We start from the raw sequence: 16,701 nt of genomic DNA, 5'->3' as shown, positions 1-16,701 counted from the left end.
TCTGCGCCGCCTGCTGCTCAACTGAACAGGGACGCCGGGCGGCGTTCAGCAGGTGGTCGAGCAGGGCCTCGAAAGCCACCAGTGGCGCACCGGCAGCACGCAACTGCGCCGCATAGACGCGCATGACCCGAAGTGGGCTGCTCACCCGTCCGTCAGCGAATGCCGTCAGACACCCGTTCCCGAAAGGAGCCGTACCTACATCTTCACGCCACTGGGCAAGTAAAGCCGAGGTGCCGATGCCAGGTGGCCCCCCCACCCCGATAAGATGAACAGCAGGCTCATCGGGGGTGAGTACCTCTTGGATGAACCAACAACGTTCTGCGATGCGCCCGACAAAGGGCGGCTGGAGGCTCTGGGGTGAGCGCAGCGGCTGGGTGACAAAGGGCATACGTCTGACTCCTCTCTTCTCCTCTGCTAGGCCTGAATCTGCTGGCGTTTCTTCTCGATGCTGTCCAACAAGGCCTGGAAGGAATCCAGAAACTTTTGGATGCCAACCAGTGCAAGCGCTGAAAGGCTCTCCTGCGCCGCTTGCAGATCATCTTTGATGGAGCGGTGCGCCTGCCCAGGCGAGCGCCAGCGCTCAAGCGTGGCAAGCGGCATCGTGTTCACTGTGTCAGGGCCGATCAAGGTTTCCAGGACATCGCGGTAGACTGGTTTTTTCGTGCCCGTATTGGCCCAGAGGGACGGTGCACCCGCGCTCCGTGCGCTTTGAGCGCCGCAAAACGTGGACCTCCAAAAAGTTGTGTGAACGCCTGACAGGCCAGGCGTGCGTTGGCGATGGCAATCTTTCCTTGGAGCGCCTGGTATTGTATTCGCTTTGCTGGATCGGGGATCGTCCTCCCTCTCTTCAAGGAGGTGGTCTACCAGGACATCGACGCGGCTCACGAAGAAGCTCGCCACCGAGGCGATACGACTGATGTCGCGGCTATCGGCCAGACGCTCTTCCAGGGCAAACAGGTACGCCTCGGCGACTTGGCGGTAGTTCTTGATGGAGAACATCAACGTAATATTGATATTAATGCCCTCGACCAGCGCCTGGCGAATGGCAGGAATCCCGGCTGGCGTTGCGGGAATCTTCACCACCAGATTGGGTCGATCGATCGACTGCCAGAAACGGCGCACCTCGGCAAGGGTCTTTTCCGTCTCGGAGGCCAGAGCGGGGGAAACTTCGATGCTCACGAATCCGTCCTGTCCGTCTGTCCGCTCATAGGTAGGGCGCAGCAGATTCGCGACCTGCCGGACATTAGTCATCGCCGCGTCTCGTAGATGGCCTGAGCGGACATCCCCTGGGCGATGAGTTGCCGCATTTGCTGATCATAGGCCGTGCCGTGATCAATCGCATACTCAAAAATGGTGGGATTCCCCGCCGCGCCTGAGAGGTCATCTCATCTCCCTCGATCAGGCGCCCAAAGAGGCCAGAGAGCAGATGCTCGCGGTCGATGTCATTGAGCCAGACACTCTGCCCCAGGGTCTTCAGTTGCAAAAGGAAATTTGTCATCGCGATCGTCTCTCCTTTCTCGTCAGTCTCCTGGTCTCCCGATTCTCGCCTCTCGTGGAGCACTTTCTGTGGCACGGCTATGCTGGCTCCTTTTATGGCCGCTCCGCGGTGGATGAACAACGAGGACGGGCCATCGTGTGGCGGCAAGCACTCGTTCGATGACGCTGCTGACAACCAGGCGCCCCCATCCTGTGCGCCCGTGGGTCGCAAGCGCGATCAGCGCATAGGTCTCTTCGTTCTCCGAAGCCTGCGCTGTCACATGGGCAAGAGCACCAGTAATACATGCATGGCTGGCTCCTTTCTCAGCAGCGAGGAGACGTCGGTTCCCGTTCCAGGAAATGGGATGTGACTGCTGTATGAGAGTGAGGCATTTTCTGGATACAGGAACCAGAGACGCATAGACAGCCTGGAGGAACGTCTGTTGCAGTCGATGAGGCTCAAACATCACCGTCACCTCCAGTGCTTTGTTGGGACAAGACAATGCCTTGGACATGGGAGGCTCCCCCGGCCCTGTAGATAGGCGCCTTCGTGAGACAAGGTTGGGCTGTGAGGCGGAGCTTGAGGCTGGTCTCCAGCGCAAGTACGAAGGTGGCTCTGCAGGATCTTTCTTGTATACTCCCAGTCTAGTACTCTCTTGGTAACATTAGGGGAGGCGTGTGGGTGAAATCTATGTGAAAGTGAAAGGCGTTTGGATGTATCTCTACCGTGCGATGGACTCTCAAGGGAACACGAGAGAGTTCCTGCTAAGCGCCTTTCGCGACACCCAGGCTGCGAAACGCTTTTTCGCGAAAGCGCTGGGAGCTTCCCATACAGTAACTCCACGTGTGATCACCGTCGACAAAAACGCAGCCTCCCCAAAGGCCGTAAAAGATTTGAAGCCAGCTGGTGACCTTGCCACTCGTGTGAATTGCGGCAGAGCAAGTATCTCAACAACCTGGTCGAACAAGATCACCGTTTCATCAAACGACTGGTAAAACCAGGAATGGGCTTCTGGTCTTTCGAAACGGCATGGAGAACCCTCCAGGGATATGAAGCAATACATATGATGAGACAAGAATAAATGCAAGGAGTGAAAAAAGGAAACAGTCCAAGTCAGGCCCCATTCATCGCAGAGCTATTTGGAGTAGCAACCTAAGCCCAATAAGGATGGGCGAGCTTTATCTGAAGCATCCTCTCAGATTTTTTGCAACACAACCTGAACAAGAGTCCAAACGATTAAAGGCATATACGGAGCGCTGGAAAAAGCACCTGGAGGATATTCACACTGTAGAATGTAGTGTTGCAAAAAATTTTGAGTGGAGAAAATGGAACCAGTAATTACAGCACAAGAATCATTATTCTAGAGAAAGGGCGCACGTTTTGCATCTTTTACTAGTGAGGTATGTTTGTGTGTACTTCAATTTGCAGAGCTTTAATCTTTTTGCAACACTACCGTGCCATGTGGGGTGAATGGGTATGCAGAGGCAAGTGAGGTTCTCGACTGTGCTGGAGATCTGAAAAGGGTGGAGGAGTGGATCAGGGACGTGGTGATGTGCTGGCGCGAGAATTGGGCTGGTTCTCTGGACGTTGGTGGGAGGATGCTGCTGGAGATGAAAAAGCTTGATTGGTACTAGTGTGGTATACAAGCGCCTTGAAGTGTTTTATACTCTTGCTCATTCCCCACACGTATTTGGGGTTCTATCCATTATCCATGGTTTAGTCGAAAGAGCGAGCCATTGCGACTCGCTCTTTTTTTCTCGGATTGATTTTCCCCGCGGCCTGGAGCGGATGGCGGTGTACTGGGTCTTTCGAGGGCAGAGGGGACACCGACTCATATGATTGGGGCTCATACACTCTTTTGATGATTCAGCTTGTTGCCCAGATGGAGTTGTCATCGCTCTGGTTGCCCCAGGGGATGAGATCGGGAACGCTGCATGTCGAACTGTTTCCTCTAGAGAGGCAAAGTGAGGAGTAGCAGTTGGTTTTGTGTGGAGCTCTGCAGTCAGTAATGTGTGTGTTATCCAACGGATACTTTGATTTGCTTCTCTCCGTTGTATGGCTGTGAGGGGGTATCATAGCCTGATGCTGACAGCAAATATGGCCAGCATCAGGCCATCGGGAAATGTGTGTTGCGCCCCAGGTAAACGCTTTTCTCATTTCGTGTGGAGAAAATGCGTACGGGAAAGAGGGAGGAAGTGTGAATGGTCATGAGAAGCAGGGTGAATCCATTCACTTGCGAAGGATCCTTTTCCGTCAAAAAGAAGTGAAGAGCATCCTCTCCGCGACGGGGGAGAATGCTCTTCACTTCTTTTCTCGCTAGAAGAGACTAGTAGCGGTCGCGATAACCACCACCATTTGAGCGACGATCACGGCTCTGGTAGCCACCACCACCGGGAGCGCGACGCTCGCGGGCCTCGTTGACCGTAATGGTGCGGTCGCCCAGAGTTGAGCCGTTCAGCTGCTCAATAGCCGCGCGGGTCTCGTCATCGCTGCTCATTTCAACAAAGCCGAAGCCTTTGCTGCGCCCAGTCTCACGATCGGTGATGACTGTGGCGGAGGTAACCTGGCCGACCTGCTCAAAAAGCTGGATCAGATCCTGCTCGGTTGACTGATAGGGGAGGCCTCCAACGTAAATTCTCATCTTACTTCTGCTCCTGTGCTGACATCTCTCGACAATTGATGCTCGTGAAACCAACTCTCACAGGAGCGATCCAATTCTTTCTAATGCCATACGTTATCATAAACAACAGAGAGGGATAGTCTATTCCCTGATATGAGACGGTTTTGAAACCGTGAGATCGCATCACGCTGTGTGGCTTCCCGACCAACATACGCTCCTGCCATTGTCATAGCACATGTGACAAACACAGGTATGGTTGGTTTGAAGGCGTCGTGTTCATGACTCAGAGGGGATATCGAGGCCAAAGTCCACAATGTGATAGTGTCCGTCGAGGGGTGAGCGTTCAACCACGCAGTAAGGTTCAAGTGGCGGCAGGTCGTGGGTGAGGGGATGTTGTTGTGCGAGCCAGGTGGCCAGGGCCTCTGGGAGGTCAGACATGTGTGGAGCAAGCCAGGCAACAAATTCCAGGGCTTGCTCAGGCGTCAGACGGATGCGGCGACCATCGGGGAGCTGTATCTCGAAGGAAGTGTCCATAGGTATTTCCTTAGTAGGACAGAGTACGAGGGCCTAGTGGTCTTTCTTTCTCTCTCTTACGAGTATACAGCATTCCTTCTTGGAGGATGGCAGGATGAGCGTGCTGGTAAATTAACTCAAGGGTGATCAGATTTTGAACTGAAGGATGGGAAATTGATGTGAATCATAGGAATCGGCGTTCGTCATCCTGGCAATGCCGCTCCCCATGCCGCTTCTTCCATCGACATCTTGGAAATTGGGGACGCCGCGCGCAACTCGTGCTACGTTCCTCAAAGGAGGGAACGGGGTAGGTGGTGCAGTGGAACAGAAAAGTGGTCGAATCGCACCACAATGGTATGCGTCGTATGTAGCTGCTGCATCGTGTCTGCCACATCATGGAGCAACGCCTCAAGATCGACTGTCTCCTGCAGGTACTCCAGCCTGCCCGCCTGGATCTTGGAGACATCAAGCAACTCTCCGATTAGGCGTTCAAGTTGCTTGACGGGGCCCTCTACCCTGGCAAGCGCTGTGGCAGCCTCGTAAAGGGATTGCCTTTCCAGTCGTTTTCGTACCAGTTGGGTCTGCATCTTTAATGCTGTGAGCGGGTTCCTCAGTTCATGGCTGGCCATACTGATAAAGGCATCCTTGCGTTGTTCCAACTCCTTGCGGGCCGAATTATCTAACACAAAGCCGATTGCTTGGGATGGGTGATACTGTAAGACGACACGACCCACAAGCACTGGAAGGCGACTACTATCTTTACATACGTACTCTTTCTCATAGGGCGGCATCGATTGCTGAGTGGCAAGTTCCTGATGGGCCTGCTGGGTCCGAGCCAGATACTCCGGAGGCGTCATGCGCATCCAGTTGATGTGCCCCGCGCGGAGGTCTTCGCGGGTATAGCCAGTCATGCGCAGAAAGGTGTCGTTGGCGTCCACAATCTGCTCACCTTCGGCGACATTGATCCCGATAATGTTGGAGTTCATCAGGGTGCTCGCGCGCTCCTGGCTCTGGCGTAAGGCTTCCTTCGTTCGTTTCTGCTCCTCAATATCGGTACAGGTGCCAAACCACCTGACGATCCGGCCGGTTTCATCGTGCACTGGCATGGCGCGGGCTAAGAACCAGCGATACCCCTCTGTTTTGCCCTCCTTCAGACGATATTCGATCTCAAAAGGTTCACCTGAGGCACATGCATGATGCCAGACTGTCAGCGTGTGCTGAGAATCGTCTGGGTGGATGGCCTGGAGCCAGCCATCCCCTTGGTATTGTTCGTGGGTCATGCCAGTATAGTCACGCCAACGTTGGTTGCCGTATTCACTAAAGCCATCGGGGCGCAAGATCCACACAAATTGAGGGATGGCATCGATGAGGGTATGGAGTTCCGCTTCGGCGCGCTTGCGCGCGGTGATGTCGATGCCAGCCATGACGAGATACTCGACGTGGTGATCCGCATCCCTGTGGGGGGTGATCGCGACCTTCAGGTGAAGCTCCTCCATGCCTTCTCTGGGGTGAATGGGGGTCTCGAACCGCACCGTTTCGCCCCTGCTGGCGCGTTTGATGGCTGCGCGTAATTGCGCTTGACTGGGAGGAGAAAAGGACCACCAGGGTCCTTCAACCAGGGGTTTGCCAACCACCTCTTCACGTCGGATCTGCGCATTGTCTAACGGAACCTTATTGAGGTCCAAGACGATCCCCTCGGGCGTCAGAAAGACGATCCCAGCATGCACGTTCTCCAGGACCTCCATGTAGAGGGACTCGCGCTGGTGAACGATCTCCTGGCGCCCAGCTAGCTGGTGCTCCCATCTCATGGAACTGCAAGGTGAGTCCCCCACTAGTCGAAGAAAGATGCACGTGCAGCCAGCGCTGGGTGACGGAAGACACATACTGCACCTCGGTCAGTGCTCGGGGCTGTTTCGTCTTCTGGATGGCCTGGTAGAGCACAGTACTCACCACCTGTGGTGCGCAACGCCAGAAGCTGTTTCCAACCAGTGTCTCTGGTGCGACTCCAGTCAAGGCCTGCGCGCTTGCATTGGCATAGATAATCGTTGCGGCATCATCGAGCACAAACAAGGCCCCAGGAAGGGTCTCGAGAATAGTGAGGAGCGTCTCATGAGACTCTGGTGTGAGACGCTCGGGTTGTCTTGTCTTCAACATACTGCGGTCAATCTCCCTTTCACGTACCCCATCCCTGAGAACGAAGACGCATTCCTGCTCGAATCGAAAGCACGTCTAGTGAAATGATGTGATATCTGTGAGAAACAAGCAGAGTCAGCTCTCAGATAACTGATATTTTAGTAACTCATATACTAATTGTCAGGAGAGAAGAGAGAGGGCAAAAGTTCATCTCTTCTCGACGATGGAACCAACAGGAGAGCCTTTGTGGTAACATGCGGCCTGTTGACCCCAACGGTGACCGCCTTGAATAGACGGCTCCCTGTCTCCATCAGGACGGCAAACGACCATTGGGCTTGTTGCAGCGTCTCTCGCAGATGAGATGACTGCCGATCCAGCGTGAGTTCTCGCTTCTCCTGAAAGGGCAGGCTTCCTGTTGCGACCATCTGGGTGGATTTTGTCTGCATGCGAGAACCAACTCCATGAGAAAGGAGAAGGGCGATCATGTCCAAGAGCAACGTTGTCCCGACGCCGCCAGAACCAACATCTCTTCGGTATGTGGTTGGCATCGACATTGGCAGTCAAACCTGCGCCATGTGCTGTTTGACCCCCGAGAAACGGCAGGTTTTCAAACCAACCACCTTTGCTAATACGAGAGAGGGGTTTGACTGGCTCTTTGAGAAACTCGCGAGCCTCAAGAGCGATCCCTCTTCGATGCTCGTTGGATTGGAGGCGACCTCGCGCTACGCAGAAAACCTTTCGCAGGCCCTGCTCAAGGCTGGATACCGCCTGTGTCTGTTGCATCCAGCTCAGGTCCATGCCTTTGCGCAGCAGCGAGGCCTGCGTGCCAAAACGGATCAACTGGATGCAGGGACCATCGCACGCGTCTTGCTCAGCGGGGAAGCCCGCTTTGGCTACTTGCCTGATGAGCAGATTGGAACCTACCGCGAACTGCTTCGCTTGCAACAACAACTGAGCGAGGATGTAGTCCGCTACAAAAACGAGCTGCATGCGCTTCTGGTCGTGTTGTTCCCTGAGTTTGTGCAGGTGTTTGCCGACCCCACACGCCCCACCGCTCTGGCAGTCCTGAAGCGCTATCCCAGTGCCCAGGCAGTCGTGGGAGCTGGAATCGAGCCGCTGTCTCGTCTCTTGCATGAGTTGGCGCCTCACCATTATGGTCACCAGACGGCTCAAGCCCTTGTGGCATTGGCGCAGACCTCGATTGCCAGCGAGGTGGCGGTGATGGCACGCTCGAAAAGCCTCTCGATTGTATGTGATCAACTGGAGCATACGCTCCTCAATCTGGCTCAGCTTGAGCAAGAAATTGAGCAGTTGCTGAGCAACGATCCCCAGGCAAAACGCTTGCTCGCTGTTGCCGAGTTTGGACCACTGACCGTTGCGGTGCTGCGAGCCGAATTGGGGGACGTGCAGCGCTTTGCCCATATGGATCAAGTTGTGGCCTACGTTGGCTTGGATATCCAGGTCAAGCAGAGCGGGAAATGGAAAGGACAGCGCAAGCTCTCCAAACGGGGGAGCGGACGAGTTCGTCGCTTGCTCTACTTGGCTGCCTTGCGCTCGCTACATGAGAAACACTCTCCCTTCAAGGACTACTATCAGCGTCTCGTGGATCATGGCCTGAAAAAAGGGACAGCTTTGGTTGCCGTGATGCGAAAAATGATTATCGTAGTTGTTCACCTGCTCAAGACGCAAGATCTCTACGATGCGAACAAGGTTGGCATCCAATGGGTGAGCTAGCCGCGCGGCTAGCTCACCCATTGGATGCGCCCCCCACCCCAAGGGAACGCGGTGGGGTTGCACCTGGAAAGCTTCCAGGCGCTAGGAGGAGATTGTGTCTTTTTTCCAAAACAGATCTTCTCCCGTCAAACGAGAACAAATTCCCGCCCCCAAAAGGGGGCTTGACAAATGTTATGGCTTCTATTCAGAAGGCCCATGTAGAAGACACAAATCGTGCATACACTTTCGCTTTTGAGCTCGGCATTGCCAGGAATACAGCGACAATTGCATACAATGAACCTTTTACGCCATCCTACTGAATAGTTACATATTTTAGGACTTAAAGCAATTTGCTATATTTCCTACAGGGCTTCAGGGGTTCTAAATATAGGAGATGTCTCTAATTGCGTATCCAGATCTTGACTGTGCCATCATCACACCCGCTGATTAGCAGGCTATTATTCTGACCCAGGATCACGATACTGACAATACTTCCTTGGCCAATTGTCTGAACCAACCGACCATTGGATAAATCCCAGACTTTAATCATGGTATCTCTGCTTGCCACTAGCCAAAATGCGTCCATCGGGGCTGAATGCCACTGTACGAACAGGGCCTGTGTGTCCGCTTAGCGTGCGCAATGGCTGGCCGAATGAGGTGTTCCGGATATCCCAGATATCGATCATTTGATGGGTGTAGCCACTGGCTAGCGTGTGCCCATCAGAGCTGAGTGCTACAGAGCCAGAAAAGCCCATGTGTCCACTCAAAGTATGAAGCACCCGGCCATTAGATAAATCCCGCACATTGATTGTATCGTCAGGATCGCACTGACAGGCCTACTGATGCTAACACAATCAGGCCTTGGCATCCCTGCCTTCTAATGGATAGCCTGCCTGTTCCCACTCGGCCAGCCCACCGGCAAAGTGCAGCACCTGGGTATAGCCCTGGTTCTCAAGCACTTTACCGAGAGCAGCACTGGCAATACAGGTTCGGTCGGAACAGTAGACGACAATCTCGTCTTCTTTGCGAAGCTCGGCCAGCGCGCCCTGGATGGTGGAGAAGTACAGGGAACCAGGAATATGTTTCATCTGGTACTGCCACTCATTCAGAGCCATTACCAGACGAAAGGATTCATCGTGGTCCATTTTCTGTTTCAATTCTTGATGGTCAATGGTTCTCAATATTTTCTCCTTCATCACATTTTATTTCGCTGCTTGTACCTGCTCGATTTGTTACTCAATGGTATTCTCATGTATCACTGTGGCTTGAGCAGGACGAGAGACGTTTTAATTGCTCTTTTCCTCGCCCTCTACGCGCAAAATGATTTTTCCGCGCGTGTGCCCTTGTAGGGCCTGCTCAAACGCCTGGGATGCCTCTGAGAGAGGGAAGACCCGCTCGATGATTGGTCGGAGCTGGCCTGTATCTATCAGGTCTCCGATGTGTATGAGCTGTTCTCGATTGGGCTTGACGATAAAAAAGAGCTCACGCACACCAAAGGCGGCAGCCTGCTCCTGGGATGGGGGGCTAAACACACTCAGGAGCAGTCCGCCCTTCCTTAGAACGCGCCAGGAGCGCGCTACTGTCTCACCGCCTATGGTATCAAGCACTATATCAACATCACGCACCACCTCCTCGAAACGCGTGGTGGTATAATCAATGATCTCATCGGCTCCCAACGTGCGTAGAAATGCATGATGGCGTGCAGAGGCTGTCGCGATCACCGTGGCACCAGCCCACTTTGCCATTTGAACCGCCATGCTTCCTACGCCACCAGCGGCACCATGAATGAGAAGAGATTGCCCACTGGTAAGCCCTGCGTGTTCAAAAAGCGCTTGCCAGGCTGTCAGTCCAACCAGGGGGACTCCGGCTGCCTGGATGTGCCCAAGGGTTCGTGGCTTGGGCGCCACATCAGTCGCGCGTGCGATCGTGTACTCAGCAGCCGCGCCATCCCTCCAGGATTCGGTGAGCGCATAGATAGCCTCTCCTACGGCTATACCAGCGACGCCGGGCCCCGCTTCAACGACCTCGCCAGAAACATCATGACCTGGTATGGGATGCTGACGTTCGGTACCAGCCGGTGTTTTCCAGGTTTCCGACCAGGTAGGTTCCTGCCACATCACACTTGTCGCATGGACACGAATCAGGACTTCTCCTACTCCTGGCTGAGGTTGCGGTGCATCTTCGAACACACATTGATCGGGTCCGCTCTGACCATAGAGGCGAATAGCTTTCATCTCTTACATGTCTCCTTTAAAACGTACATATGCAGCCTCAGCGTTCATCTCCACACTTGTATTTTTTTATGGCTCTCTGTTGGCTCTGGCTTTCTTACGCTTTTGCCGCAATGACCTCAACTTCAACGAGAATTTCCGGGTAAATCAATTCGGTAACCACAGAAAACATGCCAGCTGGACGAAACCCACCCAGGTAACGGCCTCGAACTTGAATATAGGCCGATTTATCCTCCGCGTGAATCAGATACTGGTTGACCTTCACGATATCGGCTATCCCCATGCCAGCAGATTCCAGGGTTGCCAGAATATTCTTCCAGGCCTGGTCGGTCTGCTCCTCAATCGTCTCTGGTATGGTACCATCAGGCTTGATGCCGGGCGTTCCGGACACATACAACCAGCGAGCATTACCTGGGACCTCCACCCCATCACTGTAGCTATCATTGCCGCGACCAATCTGCGCTGCCACCCCTATATTGTGGATTGTGTTCATTCTTCGTCTCCTTGGTTATCCCTATCTCGATTTGAGAGCATATGCGAGAAAGCTCAACGTTCCTTTCAAAGGACATCTTCTCTCAAACAACATCGGTATGCGAGTCATCTTCTTATCAGTCCAATAGATCCTATTCTAGAAGTAGCCCCCTTCTTCGAGATCCTGGAGCAGCGTGGGGTGTACTGGCTGCCACCCCAGCAGCTCGCGGGTCAGCGCGCTCGACGTCGGGTTGTCTCTTGAGGAGAAGGGGCCGAGCCAGCGAAAGTGCTTGCCCGCGTCCTCTGGAGCGATGGAGACTACCGGGAGATCGAGATGCCGACCGATCACCTCGGCGATGGTGCGGGTCGGCACGCCCTCTTCCGCGACCCCGTGCAGCACCGATCCCGCTGGGGCCTTCTCCAGCACCAGACGGAACAGGCGAGCGGCATCGAGTTGGTGCACAGCGGGCCAGCGGTTAGAACCATCGCCGACGTAGCCGGAGACGCCCTTCTCACGGGCGATAGCGACCAGGGCCTCCGTGAAGCCGCCTCTTCTTTTGTCGTGAACCGAGGGAGACAGTCGCACGATCGATGAGCGCACGCCGCGTCGGGAGAGAGCGAGCACCGTGTTCTCCGATACGACCCGGGGCGCGACCAACCCGGCGTCGGCCACGTCCTTTTCCGTCCCGAGACGCCCCTGTGGGAGAAAGAATGTGAGCATCAATGTTCCCGAGGTGATTACGAACGGCTTGCCGGAGCCTTCGAGCGCTGCTCCGATTGTCTGGACGGCGTGCAGATCCGTGCGCACAGCACCCTCGTAGTCCGCGAAGAAGTCGTGGATAAACGCGAGGTGGATGACGCCGTCAGATGCCGCCGCTGCGCTGCGCAGGCTGTCAAGATCATCGAGGGAACCACGATGCACCTGTGCGCCGGCGGCAACAAGCGAGGCCGCGGCTGCATCTGAGCGCGCCAGGCCGAGGACCTGATGGCCCGCCTCGATCAGTTCGCGGACGACGGCGGAGCCGATAAAACCGGTCGCGCCAGTAACAAAAACTCTCATGGGAAAATCCTCTATTAATAAACATACGGTTAGGGTTTCGGTCGTGTGGACACTACCTTCTCATGGTTTTTTAGAATTTGACCATAGAGGGTCTTCATCTTGATACATCGAGCACGATTTTTCCTTGATGGTGCCGCGTCTCCAGTCGCTCATGAGCCTGCCTGGCCATGACGAGGGGAAACACTTGATCAAGGTGAACCGTCAACTGACCATAGTCCACCAGCTTCGTCAGTTCGGCCAATTGTCGTCCATCAGGGCGGAAGTAGAGTAGGTGCGTGTCAATATGACGGGTGGGTGTCACCTGCTCAAGGTCGACAATGCTGACGAGCCGTCCCCTCTCGCGTACCACCTGCATACTTCTTGCCGCTGTCTCTCCCCCAACACAGTCCAGGACCGCATCGATGCCCTCAGGATGAGCCGCGTGGACAGTCTCCGCGAAGTCCGTTTGCGTATAGTCAATGAGTTCGCTTGCTCCCAGTTGCTGAAGGTACGGGTGGTGCTCGCTCCTGGCAGTGATCATGACGTGTGCTCCAACGCGCGCAGCCAGTTGGACAGCAAACGTGCCGGTTCCTCCCGCCGCACCGGTAATCAAGAGCGTTTCTCCCGGTTGGATCTTCAGCAGTTCGAAAATCGCCTGGTAAGTGGTCAGCCCGTTGACGGGAAGGGCAGATGCGTGCAGGGCATCGAGCGAGGAGGGCATTGGAGCGATGAGATTCGCAGGGACAGCCACGGCAGAAGCATAATGACCAATGCCGACCTGGTAGGTCGCGCAGATCACGTGGGTTCCCACATCCCATCCCGTGACTGCCTCTCCCACCTTTGCAATGATCCCTGCTGATTCCCAACCAAGCACGAGCGGAAACTGTTGCCCTTCTAATACTATGCTTCCTTGCCGCGTTTTCACATCCCACATCCCGACGCCGGCTGCCTGGACGCTGATGAGGACTTGCTCTGGGCCACAGGATGGCACAGGCAGATCCACAAGCTTGAGTTGATCAGGGCCGCCAAAGGCGGTAATGGCGATCGCTTGCATGCGTTGTTCCTTGTCTATCACTGTTTTCTCTCCTTTCTGCGATCATCGAAAGAGAGCCAGGCGATGTAGCGGGCGAACACGAGGCGTAGGTGGATACGTGAGCGTGGGTGCCTGCCATTTTGTATGGAGAAGAATTGTATGCATCCGAAATAAGCTTTCTGTACGTTGTGAGAAAAGCCCATTGACCGTAAGGCCGTTTTTATCCTGGCTTGCTTTGTTATGACCTCGGTCAGTATACCGCGAGGAGGCGAAAAAATCATGGGCCAAAAAGGGTGATTCCAACGGCAGGCATGCCAGTCGGGAATCCACACAAAAGTGGTGTCGACCATCCTACCATGCGTCTGATTATCCTGGCTTCTGGAGGGATCTGGGTGAATACGTCAGCAAGACCTTGACACCTGAACGAACTTTAGGGGACAATACTCTGAAGAGTGGTTTCTTTCCCAGCAGTAAAAGTGGGCAGTGCAAAAAATCAAAGTCAGGAAGGAGGGGCGACCATGGATAGTGCAAACTACGGAGACAGCTCGAGTAGGTTTCCCACACAGGGACCGCTCGACCAATTGCTGACAGCCAAATTTTTTGTTCCTACACTCCCAAGCACCTATTTTGCCCGTCCCCGTCTCACTGCTTTGCTTGATGCTGGACTTCAAAGTCAGGCCATTCTTGTCTCCGCTGCTGCTGGTTTTGGTAAGACGACCCTACTTTCGGGCTGGGTTCGTATGTTCAGACCCAATGATCCGCACGCGGCCTGGATCTCTCTCGATACATGCGACAACGTACCATCCCAGTTCTGGATATATGTCCTGGCTGCTCTAGAACGTTGTAAGTCGGGGATCTCTGCCCTCCCTTTGACGTTCTTGCAAAAAGAGTCCCAACCAGCATGGCAAGCAATGCTCACGGCCTTGATCAATAACCTGGCCCAGTGTAGCGAACGTATGGTGCTGGTTCTAGACAACTATGACAAGATTACCGAACCAACCATTCATGCTCTCATCTCGTTTCTCATTGAGCACCTTCCGCCTACCCTGTGCCTGGTTCTCTCCACACGCGCAAATCTCCCATTCTCGCTTGCCCGGTTGCGGGCACGTGTGCAGATCCAGGAATTACGGACCGAACAGCTACGGTATACGCAGGAGGAGACAACGATCTTTCTCCGCAAGGCAGTGGACTTTCGCTTTTCCGAGCAGGATATGCAAGAGGTGCAATCCCGCACACAGGGCTGGTGCGCGGGATTGCAGTTGGCAGCACTTGCCTTGCGGGGACGATCGAACCCAAGAGATCTGCTCCATGAGCTCCATGGAAGCCAGCGTGCTATCCTTGAATACCTGTTGGATGAAGTGGTTCAACAGCAGTCAAGCAGAGTGCAAAATTTCCTGTTGCAAACCTCAATTCTGGACCGCCTATTTCCTGCCCTGTGTAATGCGGTGTTAGAGCAACAGGACAGTCAATCCATCCTGGAGGAAATGGAACACGCCAATCTGTTTCTTAGCCCGCTCGATGAAGAGCATCAGTGGTATACGTACCATCCCCTGTTTGCCGAGGCGTTACGTCATCGTCTACAGCAAATCTCCCCAGACAATGTTTCCATACTGAACCTACGGGCCAGTCAGTGGTACGACAGCCATCTTTATGAGAACGAGGCCATCCAGCATGCTATCTATATTCAAGAGTGGTCCAGGGTAACAGAGCTTATCGAGCGCATTCCGAGCCAGAGCATCTGGAGTCGGCTAAATGCCCCATTCTGGATCGAACACCTGCCTCCTGATGTTGTTCGTACGCGACCGCGTTTGTGTTTGGCATATGCTAATGCTTTATTTTGGAACACTCCTTCTCGTATCACGAAAGATTGGCTGCGCGATGCCAGGATGGCGTGGGCGGTTCTCCATGCAAGGGAGGAAAATGCTACGGGAATTACGCCAGCACAAAAGCCAGAGGCCTCGACTCGCCTTCTGGGCGAGATTGCTACCTTGCAGGCTGTGGTCGTAGGTTTCTATGATGGTGATGCAGGAGCCACGCGGGCTTATTGTAACGAGGCTCTCACCCATCTTGTTGAACAGCAACAAGCGGCTCATGTCCAGGTTACTTTCGCTCAATCCCTGGCCGCTTTATCTCTGGGGCACTTCGAACTTGCTATTCAGTCGCTGCAAGCAGGAAATACAGCCGCGGCAGCTGAAGGAGATACTGCTCTTGCAAACATCTGTCTGACAAGGGCAAGCTGGGATATTACTATGGCTGGAAGATTGCATGACGCCTGGCAGTTTACCGAGCATACCATTCAACGGGCACAAACTCCAGATGGGCATTTGCCAGTTACTGTCTGTTGGACATATGCCCGTCAGGCAGATATCCTGCGTGAATGGAACAGGCTCAAGGAAGCTCAGCATCTCGTTGAGCAAGCAATCCAATTTGGGGAACAGGCTGAAATCACCGCTCTGTTGCCGCTGGGATACACTATTTTGTTGAAGCTCGCACTCTCACGAGGAGATTTAGAAGAAGCCGCCAGGGCAAATCAATTGCTGGAAGACTCCTGGAAAAGGATGCCGGCGCCGTATTGCTATGCGCTCTACAGTAATGTGGATCAGGTTCGTTTCTGGCTTGCGTGTAGAGAATTGGAACGAGCCAGGCAATGGGCTAAGAATCTGGAACGGGAAGAACCGCTGGTGTCCCCGTTGGCACGAGAACGGCAGGGCGTTTCGCTTGCCAGAATAGCGCTTGCCGAGTCCCAACCTGACAGGGCGCTGGCTTTGCTGGCCCCGTTGATCGTGCGGGCGAAGGCGACGGGGCGGTGGGCCCATGTTTTGGAAATGTGGTTGTTACAAGCCCAGGCTTACCAGATGCGTCTACAGAGCCAGGAGGCTCTTGCCACGCTTGCCCAGGCAGTCAATCTGGCAGCTCCCGAAGGCTACATCCGTTGTTTTGTGGACGAGGGGGTCCAGATGGCAGATCTGTTAGGCCGACTGAGAAAACAAGGACACCAGGGAGACTCGATCTCCTATCTGGAGACGCTCCTGACCGCCTTCGACGATGCACATGAAGCACAGATGAGGCAAGCAAAGAAGGAGCAGTCAGATGTAAGTTCGCCGTTGCTTGACCTTTTGAGCGCGCGGGAATACGAAGTGCTGAGACTGGTTGCGCAAGGTGCCTCTAATCAGATGATTGCAGAAACGCTGGCGATCTCAAATGATACGGCCAGACACCATGTGAGTAATATTCTCAGCAAACTCGGAGTGACCAATCGCACACAAGCAGCAATACGGGCCCGTATTCTTGGCCTGCTCTCTTCAGCATCATAAAGCCTCCACGCATTACTTCATGGAAAATGTGATTCATGGGTTTCTTTAGTAGAAGTATACCATAGGTTGGGCTTCTACTAATAGGTAGGACTTAGTGGAAGTGTGTAAGTAGCGGAAGCAATGAAAAGCAGATCCAATAGATCGAGAGACAGACGAG

At 54.2% G+C, this 16,701-nt stretch carries 16 protein-coding genes and 2 pseudogenes; 3 read left to right on the top strand and 15 right to left on the bottom strand.

Translation table 11 applies throughout. The features are described from left to right. The 4 genes from JMJ16_RS51670 to JMJ16_RS51655 form a co-directional block, all read right to left on the bottom strand. A partial coding sequence (locus tag JMJ16_RS51670) for a hypothetical protein (protein WP_201394398.1) occupies positions 1–388 on the bottom strand: 388 nt, incomplete at its 3' end. Between the two features lie 26 nt (positions 389–414). Continuing rightward, positions 415–1,251 carry a transaldolase family protein gene (locus JMJ16_RS51665; protein WP_201394396.1) on the bottom strand — a complete coding sequence of 279 codons (837 nt, stop codon included), beginning with the start codon at positions 1,249–1,251 and terminating at the stop codon, positions 415–417. After that, positions 1,244–1,498 carry a hypothetical protein gene (locus JMJ16_RS51660; protein WP_201394394.1) on the bottom strand — a complete coding sequence of 85 codons (255 nt, stop codon included), beginning with the start codon at positions 1,496–1,498 and terminating at the stop codon, positions 1,244–1,246. Before JMJ16_RS51660 ends, JMJ16_RS51665 begins: the two co-directional genes overlap by 8 nt. A gap of 22 nt (positions 1,499–1,520) precedes the next feature. Further along, positions 1,521–1,991: a universal stress protein gene (locus JMJ16_RS51655; protein WP_201394392.1), complete on the bottom strand. Its 471-nt coding sequence runs from the start codon at positions 1,989–1,991 to the stop codon at positions 1,521–1,523. A 160-nt stretch (positions 1,992–2,151) separates the two neighbouring features. On the opposite strand from JMJ16_RS51655, the pseudogene JMJ16_RS51650 reads away from it, so the two are divergent. After that, positions 2,152–2,633 (top strand): annotated as a pseudogene (locus tag JMJ16_RS51650) (IS6 family transposase); the annotation flags it as partial. Positions 2,634–3,803: 1,170 nt separating this feature from the next. Here the strand turns inward: JMJ16_RS51650 and JMJ16_RS51645 are convergent. The 4 genes and pseudogenes from JMJ16_RS51645 to JMJ16_RS51630 form a co-directional block, all read right to left on the bottom strand. Then, positions 3,804–4,118, bottom strand: a complete 315-nt coding sequence (locus tag JMJ16_RS51645) for an RNA-binding protein (protein WP_201394391.1) — start codon at positions 4,116–4,118, stop codon at positions 3,804–3,806. Positions 4,119–4,373: 255 nt separating this feature from the next. Further along, positions 4,374–4,631, bottom strand: coding sequence for a hypothetical protein (locus JMJ16_RS51640; RefSeq protein WP_201394389.1), 258 nt, complete (start codon positions 4,629–4,631; stop codon positions 4,374–4,376). A gap of 320 nt (positions 4,632–4,951) precedes the next feature. After that, positions 4,952–6,764: pseudogene (locus JMJ16_RS51635) on the bottom strand (PAS domain S-box protein); the annotation flags it as partial. A 152-nt stretch (positions 6,765–6,916) separates the two neighbouring features. Beyond that, positions 6,917–7,189 (bottom strand): hypothetical protein, encoded by a 273-nt coding sequence (locus JMJ16_RS51630; RefSeq protein ID WP_201382989.1) that lies wholly within the window; start codon positions 7,187–7,189, stop codon positions 6,917–6,919. Between the two features lie 37 nt (positions 7,190–7,226). Between JMJ16_RS51630 and JMJ16_RS51625 the strand changes: the two genes are divergently transcribed. After that, on the top strand, positions 7,227–8,477 hold the full coding sequence (locus tag JMJ16_RS51625) for an IS110 family transposase (RefSeq protein ID WP_201382990.1): 1,251 nt from the start codon (positions 7,227–7,229) through the stop codon (positions 8,475–8,477). A gap of 379 nt (positions 8,478–8,856) precedes the next feature. Here JMJ16_RS51625 and JMJ16_RS51620 read toward each other — a convergent pair whose 3' ends face one another. The 7 genes from JMJ16_RS51620 to JMJ16_RS51590 all read right to left on the bottom strand — a co-directional run bounded on the left by JMJ16_RS51620 (position 8,857) and on the right by JMJ16_RS51590 (position 13,272). Continuing rightward, on the bottom strand, positions 8,857–9,006 hold the full coding sequence (locus JMJ16_RS51620; protein WP_201394387.1) for a hypothetical protein: 150 nt from the start codon (positions 9,004–9,006) through the stop codon (positions 8,857–8,859). Then, complete coding sequence (locus tag JMJ16_RS57775) at positions 8,999–9,235, bottom strand: WD40 repeat domain-containing protein (RefSeq protein WP_374229195.1); 237 nt, start codon at positions 9,233–9,235, stop codon at positions 8,999–9,001. The genes JMJ16_RS51620 and JMJ16_RS57775 overlap by 8 nt, the downstream gene beginning before the upstream one ends. 75 nt (positions 9,236–9,310) lie before the next feature. Beyond that, positions 9,311–9,637 (bottom strand): rhodanese-like domain-containing protein, encoded by a 327-nt coding sequence (locus JMJ16_RS51610; RefSeq protein WP_201374645.1) that lies wholly within the window; start codon positions 9,635–9,637, stop codon positions 9,311–9,313. 105 nt (positions 9,638–9,742) lie between these two features. After that, complete coding sequence (locus tag JMJ16_RS51605; RefSeq protein WP_201394383.1) at positions 9,743–10,690, bottom strand: NADP-dependent oxidoreductase; 948 nt, start codon at positions 10,688–10,690, stop codon at positions 9,743–9,745. A gap of 94 nt (positions 10,691–10,784) precedes the next feature. After that, a complete protein-coding gene (locus tag JMJ16_RS51600) occupies positions 10,785–11,180 on the bottom strand; it encodes a RidA family protein (RefSeq protein WP_201374643.1) in 396 nt (131 codons plus the stop codon). A gap of 135 nt (positions 11,181–11,315) precedes the next feature. Beyond that, entirely contained in the window at positions 11,316–12,218 is a 903-nt protein-coding gene (locus JMJ16_RS51595; protein ID WP_201394380.1) for an SDR family oxidoreductase, read from the bottom strand. Between the two features lie 94 nt (positions 12,219–12,312). Then, entirely contained in the window at positions 12,313–13,272 is a 960-nt protein-coding gene (locus JMJ16_RS51590; RefSeq protein ID WP_236602138.1) for an NADP-dependent oxidoreductase, read from the bottom strand. A 476-nt stretch (positions 13,273–13,748) separates the two neighbouring features. On the opposite strand from JMJ16_RS51590, the gene JMJ16_RS51585 reads away from it, so the two are divergent. Next, positions 13,749–16,544, top strand: a complete 2,796-nt coding sequence (locus tag JMJ16_RS51585) for a LuxR C-terminal-related transcriptional regulator (protein WP_201394379.1) — start codon at positions 13,749–13,751, stop codon at positions 16,542–16,544. Positions 16,545–16,701 lie beyond the last annotated feature (157 nt).

It is taken from the genome of Ktedonobacter sp. SOSP1-52 (genome assembly GCF_016587395.1).
The sequence above is the reverse complement of the archived record's forward strand: the minus strand, read 5'-3'. Positions and strand labels throughout refer to the sequence as shown.

What these genes read in the sequence shown, in the direction of transcription:
- JMJ16_RS51655 (WP_201394392.1), bottom strand. Translation starts at nt 1,991, where the DNA reads ATGTCCAAGGCATTGTCTTGTCCCAACAAAGCACTGGAGGTGACGGTG.
- JMJ16_RS51665 (WP_201394396.1), bottom strand. Translation starts at nt 1,251, where the DNA reads ATGACTAATGTCCGGCAGGTCGCGAATCTGCTGCGCCCTACCTATGAG.
- JMJ16_RS51630 (WP_201382989.1), bottom strand. Translation starts at nt 7,189, where the DNA reads ATGCAGACAAAATCCACCCAGATGGTCGCAACAGGAAGCCTGCCCTTT.
- JMJ16_RS51585 (WP_201394379.1), top strand. Translation starts at nt 13,749, where the DNA reads ATGGATAGTGCAAACTACGGAGACAGCTCGAGTAGGTTTCCCACACAG.
- JMJ16_RS51625 (WP_201382990.1), top strand. Translation starts at nt 7,227, where the DNA reads ATGTCCAAGAGCAACGTTGTCCCGACGCCGCCAGAACCAACATCTCTT.
- JMJ16_RS51600 (WP_201374643.1), bottom strand. Translation starts at nt 11,180, where the DNA reads ATGAACACAATCCACAATATAGGGGTGGCAGCGCAGATTGGTCGCGGC.
- JMJ16_RS51605 (WP_201394383.1), bottom strand. Translation starts at nt 10,690, where the DNA reads ATGAAAGCTATTCGCCTCTATGGTCAGAGCGGACCCGATCAATGTGTG.
- JMJ16_RS51660 (WP_201394394.1), bottom strand. Translation starts at nt 1,498, where the DNA reads ATGACAAATTTCCTTTTGCAACTGAAGACCCTGGGGCAGAGTGTCTGG.
- JMJ16_RS51640 (WP_201394389.1), bottom strand. Translation starts at nt 4,631, where the DNA reads ATGGACACTTCCTTCGAGATACAGCTCCCCGATGGTCGCCGCATCCGT.
- JMJ16_RS51620 (WP_201394387.1), bottom strand. Translation starts at nt 9,006, where the DNA reads ATGATTAAAGTCTGGGATTTATCCAATGGTCGGTTGGTTCAGACAATT.
- JMJ16_RS51595 (WP_201394380.1), bottom strand. Translation starts at nt 12,218, where the DNA reads ATGAGAGTTTTTGTTACTGGCGCGACCGGTTTTATCGGCTCCGCCGTC.
- JMJ16_RS51645 (WP_201394391.1), bottom strand. Translation starts at nt 4,118, where the DNA reads ATGAGAATTTACGTTGGAGGCCTCCCCTATCAGTCAACCGAGCAGGAT.